The organism is Pseudomonas sp. H9, assembly GCF_004353925.1.
Taxonomy (GTDB): Bacteria; Pseudomonadota; Gammaproteobacteria; order Pseudomonadales; family Pseudomonadaceae; genus Aquipseudomonas.
In genome coordinates, this window is the sequence record NZ_SMOK01000027.1 from 24971 (window position 1) to 50127 (window position 25157).

16 protein-coding genes and 1 tRNA gene are annotated in these 25157 nt (G+C 60.8%); 5 read left to right on the forward strand and 12 right to left on the reverse strand.

Annotated features, from left to right (window positions below; genetic code table 11):
* Positions 1-2: 2 nt before the first annotated feature.
* From E1573_RS20280 to E1573_RS20320, 9 genes are all read right to left on the reverse strand, one after another.
* Positions 3-1532: a formylglycine-generating enzyme family protein gene (locus E1573_RS20280; RefSeq protein ID WP_371925202.1), complete on the reverse strand. Its 1530-nt coding sequence runs from the start codon at positions 1530-1532 to the stop codon at positions 3-5.
* A gap of 16 nt (positions 1533-1548) precedes the next feature.
* The gene (locus E1573_RS20285) at positions 1549-2772 is read right to left on the reverse strand and encodes an ABC transporter permease (protein WP_256659590.1); all 1224 of its coding nucleotides are present in this window, start codon (positions 2770-2772) and stop codon (positions 1549-1551) included.
* Positions 2756-3454 carry an ABC transporter ATP-binding protein gene (locus E1573_RS20290; protein WP_133216350.1) on the reverse strand — a complete coding sequence of 233 codons (699 nt, stop codon included), beginning with the start codon at positions 3452-3454 and terminating at the stop codon, positions 2756-2758. The genes E1573_RS20285 and E1573_RS20290 overlap by 17 nt, the downstream gene beginning before the upstream one ends.
* Positions 3455-3459: 5 nt before the next feature.
* The gene (locus E1573_RS20295; RefSeq protein ID WP_371925203.1) at positions 3460-5379 is read right to left on the reverse strand and encodes a vWA domain-containing protein; all 1920 of its coding nucleotides are present in this window, start codon (positions 5377-5379) and stop codon (positions 3460-3462) included.
* 38 nt (positions 5380-5417) lie between these two features.
* On the reverse strand, positions 5418-6473 hold the full coding sequence (locus tag E1573_RS20300) for a hypothetical protein (RefSeq protein ID WP_133216352.1): 1056 nt from the start codon (positions 6471-6473) through the stop codon (positions 5418-5420).
* Between the two features lie 4 nt (positions 6474-6477).
* Entirely contained in the window at positions 6478-9186 is a 2709-nt protein-coding gene (locus E1573_RS20305) for a putative virulence factor (RefSeq protein ID WP_133216353.1), read from the reverse strand.
* Positions 9183-12260, reverse strand: coding sequence for a virulence factor SrfB (locus tag E1573_RS20310; RefSeq protein WP_133216354.1), 3078 nt, complete (start codon positions 12258-12260; stop codon positions 9183-9185). Before E1573_RS20310 ends, E1573_RS20305 begins: the two co-directional genes overlap by 4 nt.
* 17 nt (positions 12261-12277) lie before the next feature.
* On the reverse strand, positions 12278-13729 hold the full coding sequence (locus E1573_RS20315; protein ID WP_133216355.1) for an SrfA family protein: 1452 nt from the start codon (positions 13727-13729) through the stop codon (positions 12278-12280).
* Positions 13730-14271: 542 nt separating this feature from the next.
* The gene (locus E1573_RS20320) at positions 14272-14586 is read right to left on the reverse strand and encodes a DUF3077 domain-containing protein (protein WP_133216356.1); all 315 of its coding nucleotides are present in this window, start codon (positions 14584-14586) and stop codon (positions 14272-14274) included.
* A gap of 399 nt (positions 14587-14985) precedes the next feature.
* Between E1573_RS20320 and E1573_RS20325 the strand changes: the two genes are divergently transcribed.
* Positions 14986-15879 (forward strand): hypothetical protein, encoded by an 894-nt coding sequence (locus tag E1573_RS20325; protein ID WP_133216357.1) that lies wholly within the window; start codon positions 14986-14988, stop codon positions 15877-15879.
* A gap of 152 nt (positions 15880-16031) precedes the next feature.
* Here the strand turns inward: E1573_RS20325 and E1573_RS20330 are convergent.
* A tRNA-Arg gene (locus E1573_RS20330) sits at positions 16032-16108 on the reverse strand.
* Positions 16109-16369: 261 nt separating this feature from the next.
* Here E1573_RS20330 and gabD point away from each other — a divergent pair.
* The 3 genes from gabD to E1573_RS20345 all read left to right on the forward strand — a co-directional run bounded on the left by gabD (position 16370) and on the right by E1573_RS20345 (position 20624).
* Positions 16370-17812 carry an NADP-dependent succinate-semialdehyde dehydrogenase gene (gabD, locus tag E1573_RS20335; protein WP_133216358.1) on the forward strand — a complete coding sequence of 481 codons (1443 nt, stop codon included), beginning with the start codon at positions 16370-16372 and terminating at the stop codon, positions 17810-17812.
* Between the two features lie 182 nt (positions 17813-17994).
* Entirely contained in the window at positions 17995-19275 is a 1281-nt protein-coding gene (gabT, locus tag E1573_RS20340; protein ID WP_133216359.1) for a 4-aminobutyrate--2-oxoglutarate transaminase, read from the forward strand.
* Between the two features lie 140 nt (positions 19276-19415).
* Positions 19416-20624: a response regulator gene (locus tag E1573_RS20345; protein ID WP_133216360.1), complete on the forward strand. Its 1209-nt coding sequence runs from the start codon at positions 19416-19418 to the stop codon at positions 20622-20624.
* A gap of 88 nt (positions 20625-20712) precedes the next feature.
* On the opposite strand, the gene E1573_RS20350 is transcribed toward E1573_RS20345, so the two are convergent.
* Together E1573_RS20350 and desA are read right to left on the reverse strand one after the other, a co-directional pair.
* Positions 20713-21702, reverse strand: coding sequence for a sensor domain-containing diguanylate cyclase (locus E1573_RS20350; RefSeq protein WP_133216361.1), 990 nt, complete (start codon positions 21700-21702; stop codon positions 20713-20715).
* A 135-nt stretch (positions 21703-21837) separates the two neighbouring features.
* Positions 21838-23022, reverse strand: a complete 1185-nt coding sequence (gene desA / locus E1573_RS20355) for a delta-9 fatty acid desaturase DesA (RefSeq protein WP_133216362.1) — start codon at positions 23020-23022, stop codon at positions 21838-21840.
* Between the two features lie 149 nt (positions 23023-23171).
* On the opposite strand from desA, the gene dibA reads away from it, so the two are divergent.
* Positions 23172-25061, forward strand: a complete 1890-nt coding sequence (gene dibA, locus E1573_RS20360; protein WP_133216363.1) for a phosphodiesterase DibA — start codon at positions 23172-23174, stop codon at positions 25059-25061.
* Positions 25062-25157: the final 96 nt, after the last annotated feature.

Here is a 25157-nt window from a genome sequence, read left to right on the forward strand (position 1 = left end):
GGTTAATTAGCCTGAGTAACGGCCTTGCAGCTCTTGAGCCAGGCGTTGATGTCGATCTTCTGGGTCTTGAGGAAGGCCGCCTGATTGCCCCAGTGGGTGCGCAGGTAAGGCGTCAGTTCCGCAAGATTCTTGTTGGCTGTCAGCACGCCTTCGAGTACCGGCATCTGAGCTTGGAGCAATGGCTGGCCGTATAGAGAGGCTGAGTCCACCAGTGAGCTGGCGTAGTAACGGCTGAGCTTGTGCAGGCGGTCGTTCTGCTCGTCCAGTTTGGTTTTACGCATGCCGCAGGTAGGGTCTTCCTCACCGGCCTTGCAGTTGGCGGTGTAGTTTTTCTGCAGGAAGTCCAGGTACTGGCCGTCGTCGAGCATCTTGGTGCACAGGAACGCACCCAGGTTGAGGCTGGCGCGGATCGCCTGGTCACGGGCTTCCTGCTGTTGCTGGTTGCTCGCGCGCAGCTGGTTTTCCACGTTTTTCAGCTGATCCTTGAGGCCTTGGTCTTCTACGCTGGAGGCCAGGTCTTCCAAAGCTTTGACAGTGCCTTTGTCTTTCGGGTTGGCCGATGGCTGATCGCTGCCCAGCTTGCTCCAGCTCTTCTCGATGCTGCTGACACGCTCACGCGAAGTCAGGGTCGGTGACACCAGCGCCAAGCGCACGCCATTGGTTTTCTTCGCCACCGGGCCTTCGGCGTTGTAGTACGGCTCTTCCTGACGCAGCGCCGTGCGCAGTTGGCCCTCGGCGGTCAGGTAATTGCCGCCGCGCACCACATAGCCACCAGCCTGACCGTGCTGACGGTCGAGTTTGTTCAGGCGGAAGGGTTCGAACATCATCTCGCTGGCGTTGCCGAGCATGTCGTGCAGGCCCAGCGGGTTAGGCTTGAGCAGGCCACTCAGTTGCAACTTGCCGTTGGCCGATTGCGCACCGGCGTACCACTCATAGCTGTTCAGGCCTTCAGGCATGGGGTAGTGGCCGTCACGGAACTCCGCAGTGCTGACTTGCAGGCCACCACGGGCGGCGAACTCCCACTCGGTTTCCGTTGGCAGGCGCAGGAAGCCCTGGGCGCCGTCTTCGCTCGGCAGCTTGGCCGCCGCGTTGGCACGCAGCCAGCGGTTGTACTTGTCCGCCGCCTGCAATGCATCAAGCCAACTGATCGACACCACCGGCAACCGCAGCTTGTTCGATGGCGTAGGGCAGGTTTCGCTGGTCAGGGCCTGGTACTGCAACTGAGTCATCTCGTACTTGGCCATCAAGTAGTAACGCGACTTGTCGCCCTTGGCACTGGTGAAGCTGCCCGAGATAAAGGCTGGGCGAGTCTGCTCGACATAGCCCCACTCGGCACTGTCTTGCCCGATGTTGATCGGGTAGTCGTCCAGTGGGCCGGCCAGCGGGATCAACACCTTGCGGAATACCATCGAGCCTTCGCAGGGCATGGGCAGCACCACGTCGTCGGCTTCTGGCATCGGGTTGTAATGTTTTTCTTCCCAGGCAGCGGCTGAAGCGTTAAGCAGGTAGCCGAAACTCAGAGGTACAAACATCAGACGGCAGCAGGCTTTAAAGCTCACGCAAACTCTCCGCAGGTTGAATTCGAATCGCGCGCAAGGCACCGATCAGGGCGACCAGGGCGGCGACCAGGAAGGCCAGGAACAAGGCCACCAGGCCATGCCAGACAGTGATATGACAAACGAAGCTGCCGGTGGCCTGGCTGCTACCCAGCAGGTAGTCGAACAGCAGGCTGCCAACGAAGTAACTGCCCAGCCCACCGAGGTAACCGACCGCGCTCAGCAGCAACGCTTGCAGCACCACGTAACCGGCCACGGCGGCACTGCCAAAGCCGAGCAGGCGCAGCACCGCCAGGTTGCGGCGTTTACGGTCGATGTTGGCGAGGAAGGCGCCCACCAGCGAAGCGATGCAGCCGATCAGTGCCGCACCAGCAATCACGCTGAAGATCAGCCCCAACACATGGTTGATAGCCTTGACGCTGTCGATCTCGGCCAGGCGGCTGCTGGTCTCGATGCGTTGTTCGTTGAGCCAGCGCTCCAGCGGCTCGACACTGTCGATATCGCGGGCATAGAGCCGGGCACGGGCATAGCCGACGTTTACCCCGTCGAGGGTTTTGCCGGTGACACCACCCAGGGCCGCGACCTGATAACCATCGCGGTAATACTCAAGCTCAAGCAGCAGTTCAGGGCTGACAAAGGCCGCCGGGCGCGGGAAGCGAGCAGGTTCCAGTACCGCTTGCACCTGCAGGGTCCGTTCACCGCGTTCATTGACGCCGTCCATGCGCCGGGCAACGCGCAGGCGCACGTTGTCACCCGCTTTGGCCGCCAGCCGCTCGGCAGCACGGGCGCTGAGGATCACCTGATCACCTTGCAAGGCGCTAAGGGGCGAGTTGAGCAGCGGGTCGTCGGCTTGGGTAGGAATCACTTCGACGTTGTCAGCAAACCGACCACGCTCACCCAGCAGGTCAGCTTGGGTGTTCAGCGAGCGGGTCTGGCCGATGGCGAACGCCACCTGCGGGTGTTGGCGCAGGGCTTCGATCCATTGCCGGTCGTAGTGGCCGCTGCTGAGCATTTTGATTTCAAGGTTGCGCGGGTCGCTCAGCAGTTCATCTTGCAACTGGCTGACCACGCCATGCTTGAGGCCGAACAGCAGCAACAGCGGGGCAATCACCGCCACCAGCGACGCGGCCATGCACAGGGTGACTTTACGGTCGTGCCAGAGGTCGGCCAGCGACAGTTGCAACAGTAAGCCGAGGCGCTTATGCCAAGCGTTCAAAGCGCGTCTCTCCTTCGCCATTGACTGCGCCCATCCGTGGCAGGCCGAAACTGTCGATCAGTGCCCAGTCGTGCGACACCACCAGGGCACTGAGCCCCAATTCACTGACCAGGCTGAGCAGCAGTTCGAACAGGCGCCGAGCATTGAGTGGGTCGAGGGCTGCAGTGGGCTCATCGGCCAGCAACAGGCGTGGTTCATGGGCAATCGCCCGAACGCAGGCCACGCGCTGGCGCTCACCGATGGAAAGCGCTTGAGGTAGCTTGTCGAGCAACGGGCCAAGGCGCAGCACGTCGATGGCCTTGCCTACCGCGTCACTGTGGCCCGAGAGGCCAAGCATGCGGCGTGGCAAGTTGATGTTCTCGCGCACGGTCAAAAACGGCAGCAAACCGCCGTTCTGCAACACGAAGCCCAACTGCCGTGAACGCACTGCGGCCAACTCTGTCTGACGGTCGGCGGCCAGCAACTGAGCGACGTCCAGCGTCTCTGGGCCCAGGTGATAGCGGCCCAGCGCCTGCGGCGCCAGCAACAGGCCAATGGCTTCGAGCAGGGTGCTTTTCCCGCAGCCGCTTTCGCCGGTGATCGCGCAGATCTCTCCTTGGCGCAGCTGCAGTGAGTCCAGCCGTACCTGGTGGGCGTGCGGGCCTTGCCCGCGCACCACCAGCAGTCCTTTGATATCCAGCATGGGGCTTAAGGCATCATCTCAAGCGGAACGGGGTAAACGTTGTCGCGGCTGTCGCTGCCTGGCGCCAGTGCCACCCAGCGGTCCACGTCAGCGTTGTAGCGCTGGTAATGGCGCAGCTTGGTGCTCAGGTTGCGGATGAATTTTTCCTGAGCCAGGCCATCGAGGCCTTTCCAGGTTTCTTCATCGAGGTTGAGCACCTCGCTTTGGTACGGCAGGTCTTCCAGGTACTCACCCAGCACGCCGAGGTCGGCGACACGGGTGGCGGTACCTTGCTTGAGCTGATTCGGGTCGGCGCCCATGGTTGCGGCAACCGAACGCAGGCGGGTGAACATTTCGCTTGGCGAAATCATGCCTTCGTTGGCGGCATCGACGATCTGCTTGAGCACATCGCTCAGGTCACTGAGCTGCGCCTTGGTCAGCAACACGCGCACGTCGGTGGTCGGCAGGTTCTGCTTGATCAGGTCACGGTCGCTGATCCACGCCTGGAACACTGGTGGCGCTTGGGTTCCGGTGGTTTTACCGAGGTAAGCCAGCTGCATGGCGTGGCCGATCAGTGCGGCGTCTTCCAGCATCTTCTTCTCAGCCGGGTCGACCTTGGCATTGGTGGCGCTGCCGATTGCGTCTTCACCCAGGTACGCCGACTTCACCTGTTGGGTGATGGCGGCGGCCAAGCCGTCGACCTTGCGGCCGAAGGCTTCTACGTCACCGGCATTGACCGGGTAGTAGAGCGAGGTGTTGGTGCCGGGGAAGTTCGACAGAGTCCGGTACTGAGCTTCGGCGCTGCTGTGGTTCTTCGCACCACTCGGGGTTTTCAGGTGCAGGGTGTACAGCGCGACGCCAGGGTTGCTGGCCTCGATCTTGACCTGCTCGGCGCCCAGGCCGGTGCCCGACAGCTTGTCGGTGCCGTCGATGGCACCAGCGTCGGTGATCAGCACCACATAACGGGCGCCGAACTGGCTCCAGTCCACCTTGTCCACGGCGTGCATGACACCGGCATAGGCGTCTTCGTCGAAGGTGCTGCTGGAGACTTTGGCCTGCTTGAGGTCAGCAACCTTGGCCATGAAGTCGGCACCGTCTTTGACGGTGTTCGGGTCAGCGTACATCTTGCTGACGTACTCAAGCCCAGGCACAGCCTTGGTGCTGGAACGATAGGCAACCAGGCCGAACTTGACCTGCTGGCCGAGGTTTTCCTTCTCGATCTGCGCGTACACGCGCTTGATCGCCTCGCGGGTACGGTCGATGTACGGGTCCATGGAGATGGTCGAGTCGATCACGAACACCACCGCGGCACTGAAGGCTTTCATCTGCGTCTTGGCTGCAGCTGGGGCGCTCGCAGCTGCAGCGCTGGTGGCGGCAGCATCCGCTTTGCTCACCGAAGCGACATTCAGAATGCGAGTGCGGAAACCTTCTTCGGTCATCACTTCTTCGCCGCTCAGCACTGGCAGCAGGTAGAAGTTCTTCTGCATATCGACGAAGAATTCCGGCTCTTGCGCCAGTACGCCGGGCGCTTCAGTACCCTGCTTGAGCTTGGCGCGCAGCGGCGCCACCTGGCTGACCGGATCCGGCGCGTCGAGGATGCCTTCGAGCTGGCTGCGCTCCTTGAAGAACATCAAGCGGTCGCGGTTGGCCGGGTTGGTGAAGGCCAGGGTCAGCTGCATTTTCCATTCAACGGTGCAGTCGCCCGGCAACCAGCCGATGCTCTTGCCTTGCGTGTCGGGGCCGACCCGCAGCCATTCCTGAGCGCCGACCGTGCTGCGCTCGTACACATAAAAGCGGCTGAACGCGGGCTGCGCGGTACCGGCAGCATCACCGGCGGCAGTGCCCAGCTTGCAGCTAGGGGTGGTCAGTACACGCTGGAACAGGGTTTTCTTGCCCGCCTGTAGCAGCGGCTGGTCGGCCGCTTGCAGCACCGGGCTCAGGCTCATGGCCAACAAGGCAGCGGCAACGCCGCGCAGTTGCAGACTCATGGCTTGAGCTCCTCAAAGCGCTGTTTGGCATCGGCGTTGTTCTCGTCGAAACCAAGAATGGTTTCGTACCAGTACGCGGCGGTGGCCGTGTCAGGCGTTTTGAAGCACTCGCTTGGCTGGTGGTACTTGGGGTCGTACTCGTGGGCGTAAGCGGTGGCGATCTGAATGTCGCCGCTCTGTGCACGGTTGGCGTACAGACGCTGAGCGACCGCACACTGGTTATTGGCCTTGGCCAGGTTGATCACTTCCAGCAGGGCAGCACTGCCCGGTGCTTTCTGGATGCAACCCTGCACGAACGCCAGTTCAGGCTGGCTCTTCATGCTTTCCAGGGTGCAAGGCTCTGCGGCAGCGGCGGCCGGCTCGGTGGTTGGCGTAGGCGCAGGTGGCGGCTCATCGACCACTGCCGGTTTAGGTTGTTGCATAAACCACCAGGCACCGGCAGCAATCGCCAGCAGCACGAGCAACAGCAGCAACGGCAGCAACCAGCGATTTTTCTTTGCCGGGGCCGAGGCTGCAGGTGGCGGTGCTACAGGGGGCTCGGGAATCGGCTCAGGTGCAGGCTCGGCAACGACTGGCGCTTCAACCACTGGCGCCGGTGCTTCTGCCACCACCACTGGTTCTGGGATCTGCACCGGCGGCGCAACAGGCGCCGGAGCAGGCGCAGGCTCTGGCTTTTTTGCACCAGTGGAGGCAATCGACGCCAGCAGGTGTTTGTCCAGGCGCACCATGGTCGCTTCACTCTGGCCCAATGCCGGGTTGTTCAGAGTGATGCGGAAGTTGGCAGTGCCGCTGGCGGCCAGCAGCGGGTCGATCAGCTCAGGGCCGACCAGCACCTGCAGCGCATCGGAACCTTCTGCTGGTGCCAGGCCGATCAGCTGGAAGCCGTGGGCTACGTTGGTCCACTGCTTGCCTGGGTGCAGAAAGTCGCGGGTCTGGCTGCTTTGCACCGAATACTCCAGCCCTGCGCTGGCGCCCGTCCAGCCAGTGATCCGCAACCACCCCTGACCCGGGGTGTTATCGATCAGTGGCAGCACATCAACTCTGATACCCATGCAATCAACTCGCTTCGAATGTGTTCAGCAGGACTGCCAACTGGCGACGCTGCTCGGTAGTAATTTCGGGGTCGGCGCCGCTCTTGGCGTTTTCCTGAGTCAGCCAGGCCAGGCCCGACAACCAATCCACCTGATAACGTTGTTCCTGGTGCGACGGCTGCTCTGGCAGCTGCGGCAGCTCGCCCGACGGCACCTTGTTGTAGAAGGTGAACACCGGGGCGCGGTCGCCCAACAGGCTGTGCGGGCGCTCCGCTGCAGGCTTGGCCAGCAGGCCGAACCAGGAGAGGAAGTCACGCATCAGCAGCTGTACCGACAGCACCTGGCGTTGCACCGTCTGATCGCGATGCAGGCCACCCTGTACGCGACGGGTAACGGCCTGATCCAGTTCCGCCATGAAGGCTTTGTTGCGCACGGCGCTGATCAGCTCTTCGGTGAGCGCATCAACCACGTCTTTGTTCAGGCGCAGGCTGTTGAGCAGCAGGGTGCGTGTGCCCAGGTCGCGCATGTGCTTGATCCAGGCTTTGAGCGCGGCACGGGCGAAGCGCTGTTCAGGGCTCAGGCGCTGAGCCAGTGGCTTTTTCACTGCAGCTGCAGGTTCAGCCGGGGTGCTGGCGAACAGGTTGCCGAAGTTCAGCGCGGGTGCCTGGTTGGCCGGGGCCCGTACATTCGGCTCAGGTTCGGCTTCTGCTTCGGCGTCCAGGCCATCGATGTGGTACACGCCGCTCAGGTACAGGTCGCGCAGTTGTTCCACCGGCAATTGCAGCTCGTGGATCAAGTTGGCGATGACATCCGGGTCGGCACCGAGGTTATCCAGCAGGTACTGGGTTTTCTGGCGCTTCTTGTTCAGCAGTTGTTCGAAGTCTTCTTCACGCCACACATGCAGGCCGTGCTCCAGCAGGTCGGCGCGGCACTGATGCAGCTGTTCTTCGATACGGGTCAGCTTGAAGTCGATGTTGGCCACACCCTTGAAGCTGCTGCTGAAGCGGGTGATGCCGCCGTCGTTGAGTTCCAGCATGGCTTGCCAGGCGTCTTGTGGGTCTTTCACATGACGCTGCACCGAAGGGCTGACAGCAAAGCACTGCTTGAGCTGGTTCAGACGCTGAACGTGACGCTCGGTGAATTCGTTTTCTTCGCCGCTGTTGCCATCACGCTCGATGAACGCGGTGTCCAGGCGTGGCTTACGCACCAGGTAGGTGTTGTTGAACGGGTCGTTCGACCAGTTCTTCATCCACTCCATGGCCCCGAAGCGCTCGATCATGGTCAGCTTCATCATGTTCTCGCAGCCTTCAGGCAACTGCCCTTCGCTGAGGCCTAGGGTGTTGCTGATGAAACCGTCGAGCATGGTCAGGGCCCAGATCAGGCCCGGCGTGCGCTGGCCGCGTTCTTGCGGCGTGGCGCCCTGGGTTTTGTGAATCCAGCGCGTCAGCACCGGCCCGACGCTGACCACTTCGCTCTGCTTGAACGAGCTGGTGCACAGCACCAGGGCGTTCATTTGCTGGGCGTCGGTGTAGCGCTCGAACAGGTAAGCGACCTTGCCACGCAGAATCAGGGTCGAGACCGGGTTGATCTCTTCCACCGCATTCGGGTCGGCGGCGTCTTCGATGCGCAGCAGCTTCTGGCGAGTGCGATAGCCGGGGAAGTCGAGCAGGTCGACTTCTTCCACCACCGGATCCTTCGGCGTGTTGCTCAGGCGGAAGGTCATCTCAGCGGTCAGCGCGGCCAATTGGGCAACGGTCAGGCCGGTGCTGGCTTGTGCCTTGCCGTCGCGCACCGGCAGCACATTGACCGGCAGATCACGGCCCGTGCCCAAGCGCCCGAGGATGTCCACGTTCATGATGCTGTTGGCTTGGGTGTAAACGCCGTTTTCGTCTTTGACCAGTACGCTCAGCGGCGCGAACACGGTGTCGGGGTAGCCCATTTTCTGCAGGCCACCGACCAACTGTTCGTACACTTCGGTCAGGCCATCCTGCTCACCCCAGAGGATCGAGAACAGCTTGGCACGCTGGCGGTAGTTCAGGCGTGGGGCGAGTTTCATCACCCGTGGCCAGTACACTTCAGACAGCTTGCGCACCGACTTTTCGTAGTTGCCTTTGAGGTAGTCCCACAGGGCAACCACGTCATCGGCGCTGACGCCCGGCTGCAGGTTCTCGACTTCACGCCCTTCGAACGCCGCGAGCACCGCCTGGATGCGTTCATCGGTGAACGAATAGTCGAGCTTCTCCTGGTCGAAGTCTTCAAACCAGGCGTTGGACAGAATCTTCGCCACTTCGATTTCGCTGAACAGCTTCAGCTCCACCGGGAAGTTGGCGTCTGGGCTTGGCTTTGCCCAACGGCTGAAGCGGGTCACCAAACCGGTAGCTTCTTTACCCAGGCCGGTCGGGTTGACGTGCTCGATGAAGTCGAGGGTCTTGCCGCCGAAATCGGTTTCCAGGCGGCCGCGGGTGTCGGCCGCCAGGGCGGAAATCAGGTACGACTTACCGGCCTGCGACAGGCCGAAGAAGCCGATCACCATTGGCGTCGCGGCGGCGCGTTGCAGGTCGCGGGCACGGTTGCGGGCACGGTGCAGGCGCAGGTTCAGGCCATCGGCTTCGGCCTCGACACTGGCGGCGTTGCCACGTACCTGTTCGATCCACTGCAGGGCCTCGTCGGCGCCTTTGTGAACGGCGCTCCAAGCGCCCACCAGTTGTTGCTGCTTTGGCGTTAGATTGCTCATTTTCCTTTGACGTTCCCGCTGTCGAGCCAATAGTCACTGTCACTCAGGTTGCCGGTCGGCATGGTGTTGAGTGAGAGCTCAAGATCCCGTTCGAAGTCGAAGTCGGCATCCTGAATGTTCGATTTCAGATCAGAGATGATCAGCTTGTCGCTGACCAAGCCCTGCTCGAGCAGAATGTCCGATGGCTCATCGACGGCCAGGCGAATACGCAGCACCGGCGCTTCACCGCCCTTGCCGATGGACTGGGAGAAGTTGCGTTGCCCCTGTGGGGTGAAACGCAGGGTGTACAGCGGCGAGGCCGACCAGCGCTCGGCGGCCAGCTGGCGGTAGCCCAAGTGCATGTCACCACGCATCTCCAGCCACGGCGTGCCACGTTCTTCGCCTTCACCCACGATCGGCAGCTCGATGCGGCCCTTGTCGGACGTCAGGTTGTGGTACAGCACGTCGCCATGCTTGATGGTGCCGGCGTTATCGATCTGACCGAAGTGCTTGATGATCGAATACGGCTTGAGCATCGCGGTGCGGAAGTAGAAGTTCGGCACGCTGTGCTTGGCGCACAACAGGCAGATCATCGCACCGACCGACGCTGTGCTTTTCGGGTCGTCGATCAGGCCGTTCTTGTGGAACGGGTACCAGCCACCGGTGCGGTAGTTCTGCAGCGGCAGAATGCGCCCAGGCGGCAGCGGCAGGCGCTGGCGGATGAAGGTCTGAATGCCTGGCAGGCGCGATGGCCGACCGGTCAGCAGCAAGGCGTCACAGCTGTAGTGAGAGATCACTTCGCACAGCTCGCTGAGCACTTTGGTGATGTTGATCTGGCCGCCGATGAAGGCCAGGTGCACTTGTTCCAGGTCCAGTGCCAGCGGCGTGCTCATCAGGTCCAGGGTGCCGTCGCGGCCAACGTCGCGGCGAACCGCAGCATTGACGAACTCCAGCACACTGTCGTTGACCTGGGCATCGCCCAGCAGCTCGCGCCAGCTCTGCTCGGTCACCGTCAGTGGTGTTTCCGGGTCGTATTGCTCATAGGCTTTGAGCACCGCCAGGCCCAGCGGTACGAATACCTGCAGGTTGAGCTGCTGGCGCAGTACGCGTTCCTGAGCGCTGGCTTCGCCGTTGCCGCACAGGCGCGACATCAGTGCATCCGGGGCATAGACACCGGCGTCCTGCAGCGCGCGTTTGAACGACGGCAGGATGAACTCGCGGATCACGTCCAGCAGGATGTCGTCGCCAGCCACCTTGAAGCCGTCGCGGAAACGTTGCTCAGGCACGATGTGCACGTTGGCGCCGTTACCGCCGTTGTTGCCACGGTCCAGACGGTAGTCGGTGATCACCAGGTCAGTGGTACCGCCACCGATATCAATGGTGGCCAGGGTGATCTGTTCCGCTTCGGTTTTGTCTGGGCGTGCCAGGGTGGCGAAGAACTCTTCCGGGTGGCCGGCGAAGTTTTCGCTGATCTCGTTGTACAGGTACACCAACTGGCCGCAGCTGGCTTCGTCCCAGTCGACACGGATGCTCGGCAGCGGCGTACGCGGCTTGACGCTCTTGTCTTTGAACGGGTTGCTGTCGCCTTCGTGCCAGCCCAGGCTTTTCCACACCAGGCCAACAGCTTCGAACATGCGATTGCTGAGAATACTGCGTTCGGCCTGCGGCATGCCTGGCGGTACGGTCAGGGTAATGCTGTTGAGCATGCGCGGAGTGCGCGCGCGGCCTTGGCGCGAACGTTGTGCCGGGCTGTTGATCTGCGACAACGCCTGGGTGACCACTTCAGCGAGCATGAAGGTCATCAGGTTGCTGCGCGAATACAGCGACGAGAACGCCGACATGTCGTTTTTCGGTGGCAGGTACAGCGCCTGACCGAGGTCGTTGATCAGCGACGAGAATGGCGCGGCAATCGCTTCGGGCTCATCGCTGACCTTTTTGTTCGAAGTGTTGAAGCGCCAGCCGTGGCTGTAGGCTTTCTCGTCCCACAAGTAGCGTTTCGGGCTCGACAGGCCAGTGGAACCTTCGGTGCCACGGCGGCGGCTGGCCAAGCGGCCGGCTTCACCACCCACGCGGGCCAGGGTCGGCCACTGGAAGGCATCGTGACGGCCACTCTGGCTCGACCACTGATCGCTACCAAACGCGGCCTTGCTGAACTCCACGCGGCTTTCAAAGGCCTGGTTGTAGATCTGGTGCGGCTCGCTCAGGTCGCGCAGCTCCAGCACATAGTTGTTGAGCATGCCCGAACCGGCCTGAACGTGATCCTCGACGAGGATGCCGCAGGTGCGCGAGTTGCCGACGTCCAGTACCAGGTCGACCTTGATCGGCTGCACGACGCCTTGGGCATCGTTGGCGACCACTTTGATTTCCGGGATCTCGACCTTGGGCTTCTCGGTGCTTTGCTCGGCTGGAACCGGGCGGCGCAGCAGGCTCAAGAGGTTCAGGTAGTGAGCGATGTGGCGGTTGCCCTGCAGGTCACGGTCCAGACGCTCACGGGTCCACTCGGCGCGAGCTTCGGTGTACAGCTCAGTCAGCCATTCGCGGATCCAGTTGTTGGTCAGGAACCAGCCGTATTCACGCGCGCTGCAGGCCAGCTTGAAGGCCACACCGGAACGCACGTCTTCTTCGCTCGGGGCCAGGTAGGCGGCGCCATCGACGCTCTTCATGATGCGGCAGTCGAAGGCGATGGTCAGACGGTGCGTGTTGCCGTCGATATCCGGCTCGGGCAGTTTGACCAAGCGCATGCGCGACCAGTTATTCGGGCCTTCGTCGTAACGGTGAGGCGGCATGAAGCGCAGGAACGGAATTGGCAGCCAGACGCCATCGAACAGCTTCAGGCTCTCTTCCATGCTCAAGCGGAAGTGATTGTCTTCGGTGGAGTCGAACTCGACCTGAACCATTTTGTCTGGCTCGGGTTCGTAGAAGTCCTTGTACTCCTTGGACCACAGCAGGCGGGTCGGGACCATGCCGTTGTTGAGCTGGACGAACTTGCCGGCCTGCTCATCAGGGCCCAGGCGCAGGGCGAAGTCCATGAACTGGATGCCGCTATCGCTGACCAGCGTGACCGTTTCTTCGAACTGAGTGATTTCAGGCAACATCTTCTGCGCTTCTCGTGTTATTGGCCGGCTTGATTCATCAGCATCTTGAACTCGTCCGCGCCGTAGTTACCGGAGCAGTCGGCGATGCTTTGAGCGCCTGGTTTGCAATTCACTTGGGGGAGTTCGTAGCTGCTACCGTCAGCACAGGCCGCTTGGCCATTGTTGGTAATCGACAGCGTGCCGCCATCCATTGCCGCCGCCACAGGTGCTTTACAGCTCACGCCATCGGAGCGGCTGACCGTGGCCTCACCTTTGCCGTTCTGGAAGTCGTACTTCAGGCGCAGCGGCTTGCCGGTACCCACTTCCTGAATGCCCGCACCGTTGTATTTGCCGTTGAGGAAGTCGGCGGCACCGTTGCCGACATTCGGCGGGATGGTCAGCTGTGATGGCTGTGCGGCTGGCTCTGGCGGCAGCTCTGGCGGGGCAGGCGGCTGCTGGTCAGCCGGGGTTTCCGCTGGCGCTGGCTGCTGATCGGCAGGCGGTTGCTCGGCAGCGGGTTCGCCGTTGTTCGCGCCAGGTGCCTGAGGTGGTTCTATTACCGGTGCACCAGCGGTGCCAGCCTCGGGTGCGCCCGAGGTAGTGGGCACGCTGCCGCCAGCTGGCAACGTCACGCCAGTGCCGTTGTTTGCACCGACAAGCTGGCCCGTAGTTGCAGGCAGACCGTTACCTGTTGGCAGTGTGGTTGTAGGTAGAGTTGGGTCCAGTTGGATGTCCGGCTTGTTGAAATCGCCGAGCGGCAAACCGCCCAGGCCCATGCCCGGCCAGCAACTGCGCAGCCCGAACAGCAATAGGGCAAGCAGCAACAGCAAAGCCAGCAGCCACAACAAGTACCGCCACCAAGGGCGTTTGACCACTTCGGTGACCACCGGGGCAACGGTAGGTTGTGGGGGTGGCGCCAGCGGAGCGACAGGCGCAGGCGCTACCGGCTCGGCGACCTTCGGTGTGCTTGGGTACAGGCAATGCAACGGCTGACGGCTGCGCTCGGCACCGGCATGAATAAAGCCCCAGAAAGTCAGGACTGGTTTGCCGTCGACCAGGTACACATAGTTTTCATCGGGGAAGGGCACCACACAGGTCAGCAGCTTGCCGAACACCGTGCGATCACCTTGAGCGCCGGGCTTACTGCCGGGCAGCGGCTGGCCATTGGCGTCGAGGCCGAGAAACTCGTTGCTCAGTTCGTTGATTCGACTTTGCAGCAGTTCGAGCTCTGCGCGGGCAGGGGCGCGCTCTTCTTCGGTCGCGCTGCTCCAGGGAATCACATCGCCCAAGCGGTCGCTGTACCAGTCGATCTTGCTGCCGAGCTCATCGGTTTGCGGAATGGCCAAGTGCTCGACCAGCCCCGGATGATTGGGGTTTTTCCGCCGAATCGCTTCACGAAGCTGCAATGCAGCCCGGTAAACCGGCTGACCGGTTTCCCCCAGCGCAGTGAATTGTTCACTTTTGCCGCTGCGTAGCAATACTCCGCGCATCCTTGATCTACCTTCTCGCTCTTCCGATAAGCAACGGGCGGCTCTAAATAGAGACGCCCGAAATGTCGTGCAACACTAACGGCATGAGCAGAAGTCGTCAATTCAAACGGATGGCAATTTGCTATTGGTCTGACACCGCCGCCTGTGGGAGCGGGCTTGCCCCGCGAAGCGGTGTGCCTGACAGCCCGCAATCGCGGGTCAAGCCCGCTCCCACAGAGTGTCCGCATGGCCCATTTTCATCTCCGGTAGGAGCGGGCTTGCCCCGCGAGACGATGTGACTGTGAGCCCGCAGTCGCGGGTCAAGCCCGCTCCCACAGAGTGTCCGCATGGCCCATTTTCATCCCGGTAGGAGCGGGCTTGCCCCGCGAGACGATGTGACTGTGAGCCCGCAATCGCGAATCAAGCCCACTCCCACAGAGTGTCCGCATGGCCCATTTTCATCCCCGGTAGGAGCGGGCTTGCCCCGCGAAGCAATGTGCCTGACAGCCTGCAATCGCGGGTCAAGCCCGCTCCCACAGCAAGCCCGCTCCCACCGGTGGTTGCTAGCTGTTCATTTGGTCCATGGCCTGCTCTTCTATGCCCTCAAGCAAGGCCTCAACCAACCCCTTGGCCATCTCCACCGAATGAAGGGTCGACCACAAGAAGTTCTTGCTGTCCGGATGGATGTCATCGAGCGCTTTAGCACCCGTGTCGTAAGCACAGCTCAGATACAAAGAGGCATGTACCAGCGCATCATGAGCAGCGATGCCGGAACAAACGGAAAACAGAGGAGAGTGCCCCGCCGGGCAACAGCCGAAGATTGATTGTGCGGTAGTTGTAGAGGCTTGAAGCGGTGGATCAGGAACAATTTTTTTCATGTCATCACTCGCAAGTGGAGCTGACACCATCATTCGTTACCACACGGATGGGTGGCAGCTGTACACGGGGTGGTAAACCAGGAGCGAGTATTCCCAGCAGGCCCGAAAGCCTCCCGCGTACAGCCGCCATAGACTGCACAGAAACATCGCCTGTCCGGGTTACCACACCCGATCACCGAGTTTTCGGTGACGAGCTGGAGCCTAGTGGTAAGCATTCCTATGGACAAGCAGATGGGCATCGACAGACTCGGTAGGGTATTTCCTAGGACGTGATGTCAGCCAGTATTTTCGGTACATCGACATAAAATCTGACATTCTTCGCTTCGCTTGCTGCCTGTAAACTCCGCCAAGCACCGCCGCAGGCGGCTTGTTCATTGATGACGCGTGTGAGGATAGAGAATGAGTCTCTGGGATGACCTGAAAAAGAAAGCCGTCGACGCCAACCCCGAATTGGCTGCCAAAGCGGCCCAGGCACTGACCAAAGCCAAGGAGCTGGCAGTCGAGGCTGGCCAGAAGGCTGCGCCGGTCCTTAAAGAAGCAGGTGAGAAAGCTGCCGCCTACGCCAACGAGAAGACCCCGATCCTCAAAGCCCAGGCACTCAAAGCCATCGAAGACGCCAAGGTGCGTCGCGCCGAGCTCAAGGAGCGCGCCAAGCACGACAAGGCCGCGCGCGATGAAATGATCCGCACCATGTACGACATCAGCCTGTCAGCCGAAGACCCGAACTTCATCGACGAGCCGTTCAACCACTTCGACCGCCAACTGTGTTTCTTCATCTTCAGCGGTGAGGTACTCGACAGCCAGAAGCGCAACCAGACCCACCTCAGCGCCAGCCATTCGCACAGCTCCGGTGGCGGCTACATTGCCAATGGTTACGGCTCGATTGGTGGTAGCTCATCGTCGATGCATGTCAGCAGTCACAACGTGCAAGAGCATGAGTTCTGGGTGCGTTTGGACAATGGCAAGGAAGCGTGCTTTCAGTTTTCCAACAGCAACGTGCGCATTCGTGAAGGGCAGTACATCAGCATGGTGTTCGCGCGCCCGGCTGACAGCCAGAACGGAAGAATGGTTACGCTTTACAACCACAACGCCGAGGCCAATTACAACATCGCCTCACCGGCCACGATCAACCAGATGTTCAACCTGTACACGGTAGAGCCTGGGCTGTTCAACAAAACCGAAGTCACCAACACGCGCAATCGCCTGCTGCAGGAGCTGGACAAGCGCTTGGGGCAGTTGGCCCGCTATTCGGCGATTCACGGCAAAGCGCCGGTGCAAGGCCAATTGGAATAGGCTTTCGGTGGGTGGGAGCGGGCTTGCCCCGCGATAGCGATTCGTCAGTCACATTGCATCGCGGGGCAAGCCCGCTCCCACAGAGCAAGGCAGTTGCTTCCATACAGGCATAAAAAAAGGCCCAGGTTTTCACCTGGGCCTTTTCATCTATATGGCGCACTCGGCGGGATTCGAACCCACGACCCCTGCCTTCGGAGGGCAGTACTCTATCCAGCTGAGCTACGAGTGCAACGCGGGCGCCATGATACCCATCTAGACTGACGGCGTCCATCGCCAGAAATGGCTGTGTTCGATTTTGCACACGCAGGGCGCGAGCGGTGACGTTGATCCGAAAAAGGTCGCCGTATGGCGCTTTTTGTTCTTTTTTTCGAACACCCTATTGTCCTTTTCTGTCGTAGCTCCTAGGATTCGTTTGAGATTTCAAACGCTCTCCTTTTTCTACAATCAATAATTCGCGCCGTGTCTGTACGGTGCCGTTAAGGAAGCCGACATGCAGCTTAAAGATGCCCAGTTGTTCCGCCAGCAAGCCTTTATCGATGGCGTGTGGTTGGACGCGGACAACGGTCAGACCATCAAGGTCAACAACCCGGCTACCGGCGAGATCATCGGCACTGTGCCGAAGATGGGCGCTGCCGAAACCCGTCGTGCTATCGAAGCCGCCGACAAGGCCCTGCCGGCCTGGCGCGCGCTGACCGCCAAAGAACGTGCGGGCAAGCTGCGTCGTTGGTTCGAATTGATGATTGAGCATCAGGACGACCTGGCGCGTCTGATGACCACCGAACAAGGTAAGCCACTGGCCGAAGCCAAGGGCGAGATCGTTTACGCCGCTTCCTTCATCGAGTGGTTCGCTGAAGAAGCCAAGCGCGTTTACGGCGACACCATTCCTGGCCACCAGCCAGACAAGCGCCTGATCGTGATCAAGCAGCCTATCGGCGTTACTGCGGCAATCACCCCGTGGAACTTCCCGGCGGCGATGATCACCCGTAAAGCCGGCCCGGCCCTGGCCGCTGGCTGCACCATGGTGCTCAAGCCTGCTTCGCAAACCCCGTACTCGGCCCTGGCCCTGGTTGAGCTGGCCACCCGCGCCGGTATCCCGGCTGGCGTGCTGAGCGTTGTCACCGGCAGTGCTGGCGACATCGGCAGCGAGCTGACTGGCAACCCGATCGTGCGCAAGCTGTCGTTCACCGGCTCGACCGAAATCGGTCGTCAGCTGATGGCCGAATGCGCCAAAGACATCAAGAAGGTTTCCCTGGAGCTGGGCGGTAACGCACCGTTCATCGTGTTCGACGACGCTGACCTGGATAAGGCCGTTGAAGGCGCGATCATCTCCAAGTACCGCAACAACGGCCAGACCTGCGTTTGCGCCAACCGTATCTACGTGCAAGACGGCGTTTACGACGCCTTCGCCGAGAAGCTCAAGGCTGCTGTAGCCAAGCTGAAAATCGGTAACGGCCTGGAAGACGGCACCACCACCGGTCCGCTGATCGATGGCAAAGCCGTAGCCAAGGTTCAGGAGCACATCGCTGACGCCGTTGAAAAAGGCGCTCAGGTGCTGACTGGCGGCAAGCTGATCGAAGGCAACTTCTTTGAGCCGACCGTGCTGGTCAACGTGCCGAACAACGCTGCTGTGGCCAAGGAAGAAACCTTTGGCCCGCTGGCTCCACTGTTCCGTTTCAAGGACGAGGCTGAAGTTATTGCCATGTCCAACGATACCGAGTTTGGTCTGGCCTCGTACTTCTATGCCCGCGACATGAGCCGTGTGTTCCGTGTTGCTGAAGCGCTGGAGTACGGCATGGTCGGTATCAACACCGGTCTGATCTCCAACGAAGTCTCGCCGTTCGGCGGTATCAAGGCCTCGGGCCTGGGCCGCGAAGGTTCCAAGTACGGCATTGAGGACTACCTGGAAATCAAATACCTGTGCATCAGCATCTGATCGCAGCGTAAGGCTTTACCTCTGCCAGCGGGGCGCGAGAGCGACGTCTCGCTGGCCTTTTTACACCGTACACCCAGTGGCCTGGGCCCCTGCAGCAGTCGATCAACGCATGCTGCCTGCAGTTGAATACCGGCCACCTGACTTGAATCGCGCCGCCTCGTGTGTGGCGAATTGAGGACACTATGAGCAAGACCAACGAATCTTTGATGCAACGCCGTGTAGCCGCTGTTCCACGCGGTGTTGGCCAGATCCACCCGATTTTCGCCGACTCGGCCAAGAACGCTACCGTTACCGACGTTGAAGGCCGCGAGTTCATCGACTTCGCTGGCGGTATCGCGGTACTGAACACCGGTCACGTGCATCCAAAGGTTATCGCTGCTGTTGAAGCCCAACTGCACAAGCTGACCCACACCTGCTTCCAGGTGCTGGCGTACGAACCGTACGTAGAAGTCTGCGAGAAGATCAACGCTCGCGTTCCAGGCGACTTCGCCAAGAAAACCCTGCTGGTTACCACCGGTTCCGAAGCCGTTGAGAACGCCATCAAGATCGCTCGTGCCGCTACCGGCCGTGCTGGTGTGATCGCTTTCACCGGTGCTTACCACGGCCGTACCATGATGACCCTGGGTCTGACCGGTAAAGTCGTTCCTTACTCGGCCGGCATGGGCCTGATGCCAGGCGGCATCTTCCGTGCGCTGTACCCGAACGCACTGCACGGCGTGAGCATCGACGATTCGATCGCTTCGATCGAGCGTATCTTCAAGAACGACGCTGAAGCCCGTGACATCGCTGCAATCATCCTCGAGCCAGTTCAGGGCGAAGGTGGTTTCTACGTTGCACCTAAAGAGTTCATGCAGCGTCTGCGTGCTCTGTGTGACCAGCACGGCATCCTGCTGATCGCTGACGAAGTACAGACTGGCGCTGGCCGTACCGGCACCTTCTTCGCCATGGAGCAGATGGGCGTTGCCCCAGACCTGACCACCTTCGCTAAATCCATCGCTGGTGGCTTCCCACTGGCCGGTGTTTGCGGCAAGGCCGAATACATGGACGCTATCGCTCCAGGCGGCCTGGGTGGCACCTACGCCGGTAGCCCGATCGCTTGCGCCGCGGCCCTGGCCGTAATGGAAGTGTTCGAAGAAGAGAAACTGCTGGAGCGCAGCCAAGCTGTTGGCGAGCGCCTGGTCGCTGGCCTGAAGAAGATCCAGGACAAGCACCCGATCATCGGTGAAGTGCGTGCTCTGGGCTCGATGATCGCTGTTGAAGTCGTCGAGAAAGCTGGTTCCCTGACGCCTAACGCTGCTGCCGTCGCCTCGGTTGTTGCCAAGGCTCGCGACAAGGGTCTGATCCTGCTGTCGTGCGGCACCTACGGCAACGTCCTGCGTATCCTGGTTCCGCTGACCTCGCCTGATGAGCAACTGGACAAAGGTCTGGCAATCATCGAAGAGTGCTTCGCAGAACTTGCGTAAACTGTGACGCACTAGAAGAAAAACCCGCTTCGGCGGGTTTTTTTTCGACTAAAGGAAGGCAACAAGGCTAAGGTTGCCAGTAAGGAGACACCTTGGAAGGTGCGCGGGATTGCGTGTCGTGAATTATCGGAGAGTCATGTATGAGCATTACCAACCTACCCACAGCACCCTGTGTGTTGATTGCCGAGGGCGATCCCTGGGTTCGGGAGATGCTCAGTCAGATGTTGCTCAGTGTGCGTTGCGACGCACGTGTGCAAGTGTGTGCCGATGGCTCTCAGGCGCTGGCGGCGCTGTCTTGCCAGCCTGATCTGATCATTGCCGCGCGCGAACTGCCGGGTGGCGATGGCCTGGACTTGCTTCGCAGGGTGCGCGCCAAAGGCCGCGAAACGGTGCTGCCCTTCATCCTGATGAGCAACCGCAGTGACAGCGCCAGCGTGCGTGAAGCGCTGCCGTATGCCCCTACGGCGTACTTGAGCAAGCCGTTGAACATGGACTCTTTGCGTCATCGCCTGGAAGACTTGTTGGTCAAGGTCGGTGAGGAAATCGCTTGCCCGGTGCCGCCGCTACAGCCGGGTATGACCTTGGCGCGGTTTCTTGAAGGGCGCCGAGCCACGGCAGATGGCGGGCCTTTGCTGGCTGATGTGCAGCAGGCGATCAAGCGCAGTCTGAATCCGCAGGGGCTCAACCTCAAAACCTTGGAAGAAGAAATTCGCAACGACCCGCAGATTACTGCGGTGTTGATCGCGGCGGCTAACAGCGCAGCGCTGCACCGTGACGGTGCGGTGCAGACGTTGATGCAGGCATTGCACAAGTTGGGCACTACCCAGAGCATGAACCTGATCCTGGGGCTGGCGCTCAAGCGCAGTGCCAAGCTCAGTGACCCGCTGTTGTCTGGCCGGGCCGAGCATTTCTGGGAACTGTCACTGCATGCCGCCGAATACGCGCGCACCCTGGCGCGCATGCTTGAACTGGATCAGGAGCGTTGCTACTGCGCCGGGCTGCTGCACTGCCTGGGCGATCTGGCGCTGCTGCGTTGCCTGCAGGAATGGCGCTTGTCTGGCGGAGAGCTGGATGAGGACAGCATTGAGTTGTCGCTCAATGAGTTCGGTGCGGCCTTCGGCTCAGCACTGCGCACGCGCTGGCGGTTGCCGCTGGAGCTGCGCGAGCTGATTGCGGCGATCTACCAGTTGGGCGGTGGGGTGTATTCGCGAGAAGCACTGGTGATGAACCTGGCCGGGCAACTGGCGCGGCTGCCGGCGGATCAGGGGCTGGAAGCGTTGGCAGACAGCAGGACGGCGCGGTTGCTCAAGGTCGGGATGGCGGAGCTGAGCAAACTGCGCAAAGTTTGAGAGGCGTGGTGTGGGAGCGGGCTTGCCCCGCGATTGCAGTTTGTCAGTCATAACGCATCGCGGGGCAAGCCCGCTCCTACAGCCCCGATCAGCCGATCACAATCTGATTCTTTCCCTGACGCTTGGCCTGGTACATCGCCGCATCCGCGCGGGCAAACAGGTTGTCCACTGACTCATCTGCCTCGGTGATCCCTGTCAGCCCCTGGCTCGCTGTCACGCTGAAGCGCTGGTCGTCATGGGTAAACCCCAGGCGCTGAATTTCCCGCTGCAAACGCTCGGCAATCTGCTGGGCGATCTGCGGGGTACACCCCGGAAACACCGCCGCGAACTCTTCACCACCAATGCGCCCGAACAGGTCGCCACGGCGCAGTACCGCCTTGCCGGTGTCGGCTATGCGCTGCAGTACGTAATCGCCTTCCTGATGGCCGTAGGTGTCGTTGATCTGTTTGAAGTCATCGATGTCCAGCAGCAAGAAGGCCAGCGGCGTTTGCTCCCGCTGTGCGCTGTCGAAGGCTTCCTGGGCGCAGTCGAAAAAGTGCCGCCGGTTGCTGCTCTGGGTCAGCACGTCGGTGGTCGCCAAGTGCTGGAGTTCATGCTCCAGCTGTTTTTTCTCGGTGATGTCTTCGGCCATACCAACCACGATCACCCGATGGTTGTTGTCGGCTTGCTGGTTGATGAAGCATTTGTCGCTGAGCCAGCGCACCTTGCCATCGGCGTCGATGATGCGGTACTCGCGGTCTTCCACTGCACCTTTGACCAGCACTTCGGCCAGGCTGCGTTCGGCATACTCCAGGTCGTCGGGGTAGATGCTGTCGCGCCACTCGTTGTAATCGGCCAGCAGCAGGCCAGCCGGGCGACCGAAAATGCGTTCATAGGCGGGGCTTACATAAAGCACTTGGCGCGATTCCCAATCGAATGCCCAGAGCACGGCGTTGACGCTGTCGAGCAGCGAGCTGAACAGCTGCTCGCGTTCGCTCAGGCGTGCGACTTCGCCTTGCGCGTGCATCAGCGCGAGTAGGGTTTGGGCCGCTTCCGGTGGCTCATTACAAGGTGGGGACGTCGGTTTCTTATTGACCATTTGCGCGGAACTTCTCACACAGAGGCGGGCGGCCACGACCCGGCCCGCCACGCAGGCGTTAAGCCAGTCAGAGTAAGAATAGGCGGTGAAGTTCCAGGCAGCGCGCCCCGGGCTGGGGCGCGCCGATCAACGGCATCAGGCCAGGGCAGGGCGCAGGGAGTAGGTTTTCAGCTGGGCGGCGAAGTCGCGTAGCGACTGGATGCCACTGGCTTCAGCTTCGTGTACCCAGTCTTTCATGGCCGCCAGCATGTCGTGACCATTGGAGCTGGTGCGTAGCCAGATTTGCTGCAGGGCCAGGCGCTTTTCGTAGATGGTCTTGAGGGCCTGGCTGTGCTCCAGCATGTTTTGAATGCGCAGGTGATGGCGCTCTTCGAGCAGGCTGGTTTCCCGCGACAGCAGGCGTTTGGCACGGCGGAACTGATGGCGCACCGAATCGTCGACCCGCGCCAGCTCTTGCTTGACCAGCGGCGCGATCACCAGCTTGCGGTACTGGGCCATGATCTGGAAGCGGTTGTTGAGGATCGCCATGGCGGTGTCCATGTCGAGCTGGCCTTTGCCTTCGACCCGGTGGGCGATAGGCGCGACACGCTGCACCTTGGCCAGGCGCAGGGCGCAGAACAGCTTGATCCAGGCCCAACCCATGTCGAACTCCCAGCGCTTGACCGACAGCTTGGCCGAGTTCGGGTAGGTGTGGTGGTTGTTATGCAGCTCTTCGCCGCCGACGATGATGCCCCAGGGCACCAGGTTGGTGGCGGCGTCACGGCATTCGAAGTTGCGATAGCCCACAGCATGGCCAAGGCCGTTAATAACGCCTGCGGCCCAGAATGGAATCCACATCATCTGCACGGCCCAGATGGTGATGCCGGCGGTGCCGAACAGCAGCAGGTCGATCACGGCCATCAGGACGATACCGCCGAGCTTGTAGCGCGAGTACAGATTGCGCTCGATCCAGTCTTCAGGGCAGTTCTTGCCGTAAATCCGCAGGGTTTCCGGGTTTTGCGCTTCTTCGCGGTACAGCTCGGCACCTTTGCGCAGTACGGTGGACAAGCCTTTGATCACCGGGCTGTGCGGGTCGTCGACGGTTTCGCATTTGGCGTGGTGCTTGCGGTGGATAGCCGTCCACTCACGGGTGTTCTGTGCCGTGGTCAGCCACAGCCAGAAGCGGAAAAAGTGCTTGAGCCCTGCATTCAGTTCCAGCGAGCGGTGGGCGGAATAGCGGTGCAAGTAGACGGTGACACTGACGATGGTCACGTGGGTCATGACCAGGGTAACTGCCAGCAGTTGCCAGGCTGACAAGTTGAGTAAACCTTGGTACCACATAGGCGAAAGGGCCCTCTAGAACTTAAGGAACAGCGGGAAGCATTATCCCCGCACATACAAATAAAACCAGTCGGCCTTTTAGATAGGAAGTCACGGGATGTTTCTACCCTATAATCCCCAAATATTTTTTGTGGGCTTGTCTGCACGTTATGTCTGCTTCAATTCGAGATGCCTTGCGCATGGCTGCGCTGTACCTGGTTTTGTCTGTGCTGTGGCTGGCACTCTCTGATCAAATATTGAGCAGCCTTTTCGATAACCCGCAGCAATTGGCCCGTTGGCAATTGCTCAGTGCCTATGTCTGGGTGCTGTGTAGTGCCATGCTGATTTTCACCTCGCGTGCCCGCCTGTTGACCTTCATCGGTGTTGGCGCGCGCTTGCGTCGCGAAGACCGCGAGCGCCTGCGCATGGCGGCGGCGGTGTTCGACAGCACCCTTGAAGGGGTGCTGGTGACTGACCGTGACGGTGTGATCGTGCATGTGAACCGTGCGTTTATGCGCATCACCGGCTACGAAAAAGATGAAGTCATCGGCGAGCGCCCGAACAAGTTCAAATCCGGGCGGCATGGCCCGGCGTTCTACCAGCAGATCTACGCCTCCCTGGCCGAAACGGGTGAGTGGAGCGGCGAGATCTGGAACCGGCGCAAAAGTGGAGAGGTGTATCCACAATGGCAGACCATTTGCTCGATCCGTGATGACAGCGGTGAGGTCAGCCACTATGTGGCGGTGTTCAGCGATATCAGTGTCATCAAGCACACCGAGAGTGAATTGGCGTACCTGGCCCACCATGACCCGCTTACCGACCTGCCAAACCGCCTGCTGTTCAGTGACCGGGCCGAGCAGGCGCTGGCTGCCGCTCAGGCAAACAAGCGTGGCTGTGCCTTGTTGTTGATGGACCTGGACCATTTCCAGAGCATCAACGACGGCCTTGGCCACAATGTAGGCGACCAGTTGCTCAAGGCGGTGGGCGAGCGCCTCAAGGATTTGCTCGGCAACGGAATGACCCTGGCGCGCCTGGGCGGTGACGAGTTTGCCGTGCTGACCGAACAATGCCCGCAAGTTGGCCACGCTGCGGCACTGGCACAAAACATCATCGATGCGATGAAGCAGCCTTTTGAGATCGACAATCAGCGTTTGTTCGTCGGTGTCAGCATTGGCATCAGCCTGTTCCCCAGCGATGCCCTGAGTGCTGAGCAATTGCTGCGCAATGCCGACTCGGCGTTGTTTACCGCCAAGGCTGCTGGGCGCGCCGCTTATGCCTTGTACACCGAAGAAATGACTGCCCACGCCCAGCAGCGCGTTGAAACAGCGGCAGAACTGCGTCGAGCGCTGGAGCAGGAAGAGCTGCGGGTCTTCTACCAGCCGGTGCACGACCTCAGCAGCGGCGCCATGATCGGTGTCGAGGCGTTGGTGCGCTGGCAGCATCCAGAGCGCGGCCTGGTGCCGCCGGGGGAGTTTATTCCGATTGCCGAGCGCACCGGTTTGATCGCCGATATCGACAACTGGGTGTTGCATCAGGCCTGTGCGCAGATGGTGCAGTGGCAGGCTGACGGGCGGCCGCTGCAATTTGTGGCGGTGAACATTTCCAGCCGCCTGTTCGGCCATCGCGAGCTTTTCCAGAAAGTCGCCAAGGTGCTGCATGACACCGGCCTGGACCCGGCAATGCTGGAGCTGGAGGTCACCGAAAGTGCCGTCATGGAAGACCCGGAGATCGCCCTGGAACAGTTGCATCGTCTGCGTGAGTTGGGCCTGCGTCTGGCGATCGACGACTTTGGTACGGGCTATTCGTCGCTGTTGCGGCTCAAGCGCCTGCCAGTGCAGAAGCTCAAGATCGATCAGGGCTTTGTCGCGGGCTTGCCGTGTGACGACGACGATGTGGCGATTGTTCGGGTGATCATTGCCTTGGGTAACAGCATGGGCATGCAGGTGCTTGCCGAAGGTATCGAGCAGGGTGAGCAAGCCCGGTTCTTGCTCGAACATGGCTGTCAGCTGGGGCAGGGCTACTGGTTTGGACGGCCGGTTCCGGCGCATCAGTTGGGCTGATCGCATCACGCTGGTAGGAGCGGGCTTGCCCCGCGATAGCGGTTTGTCAGGCACATCGCAATCGCGGGGCAAGCCCGCTCCTGCTGTTGTATTTTG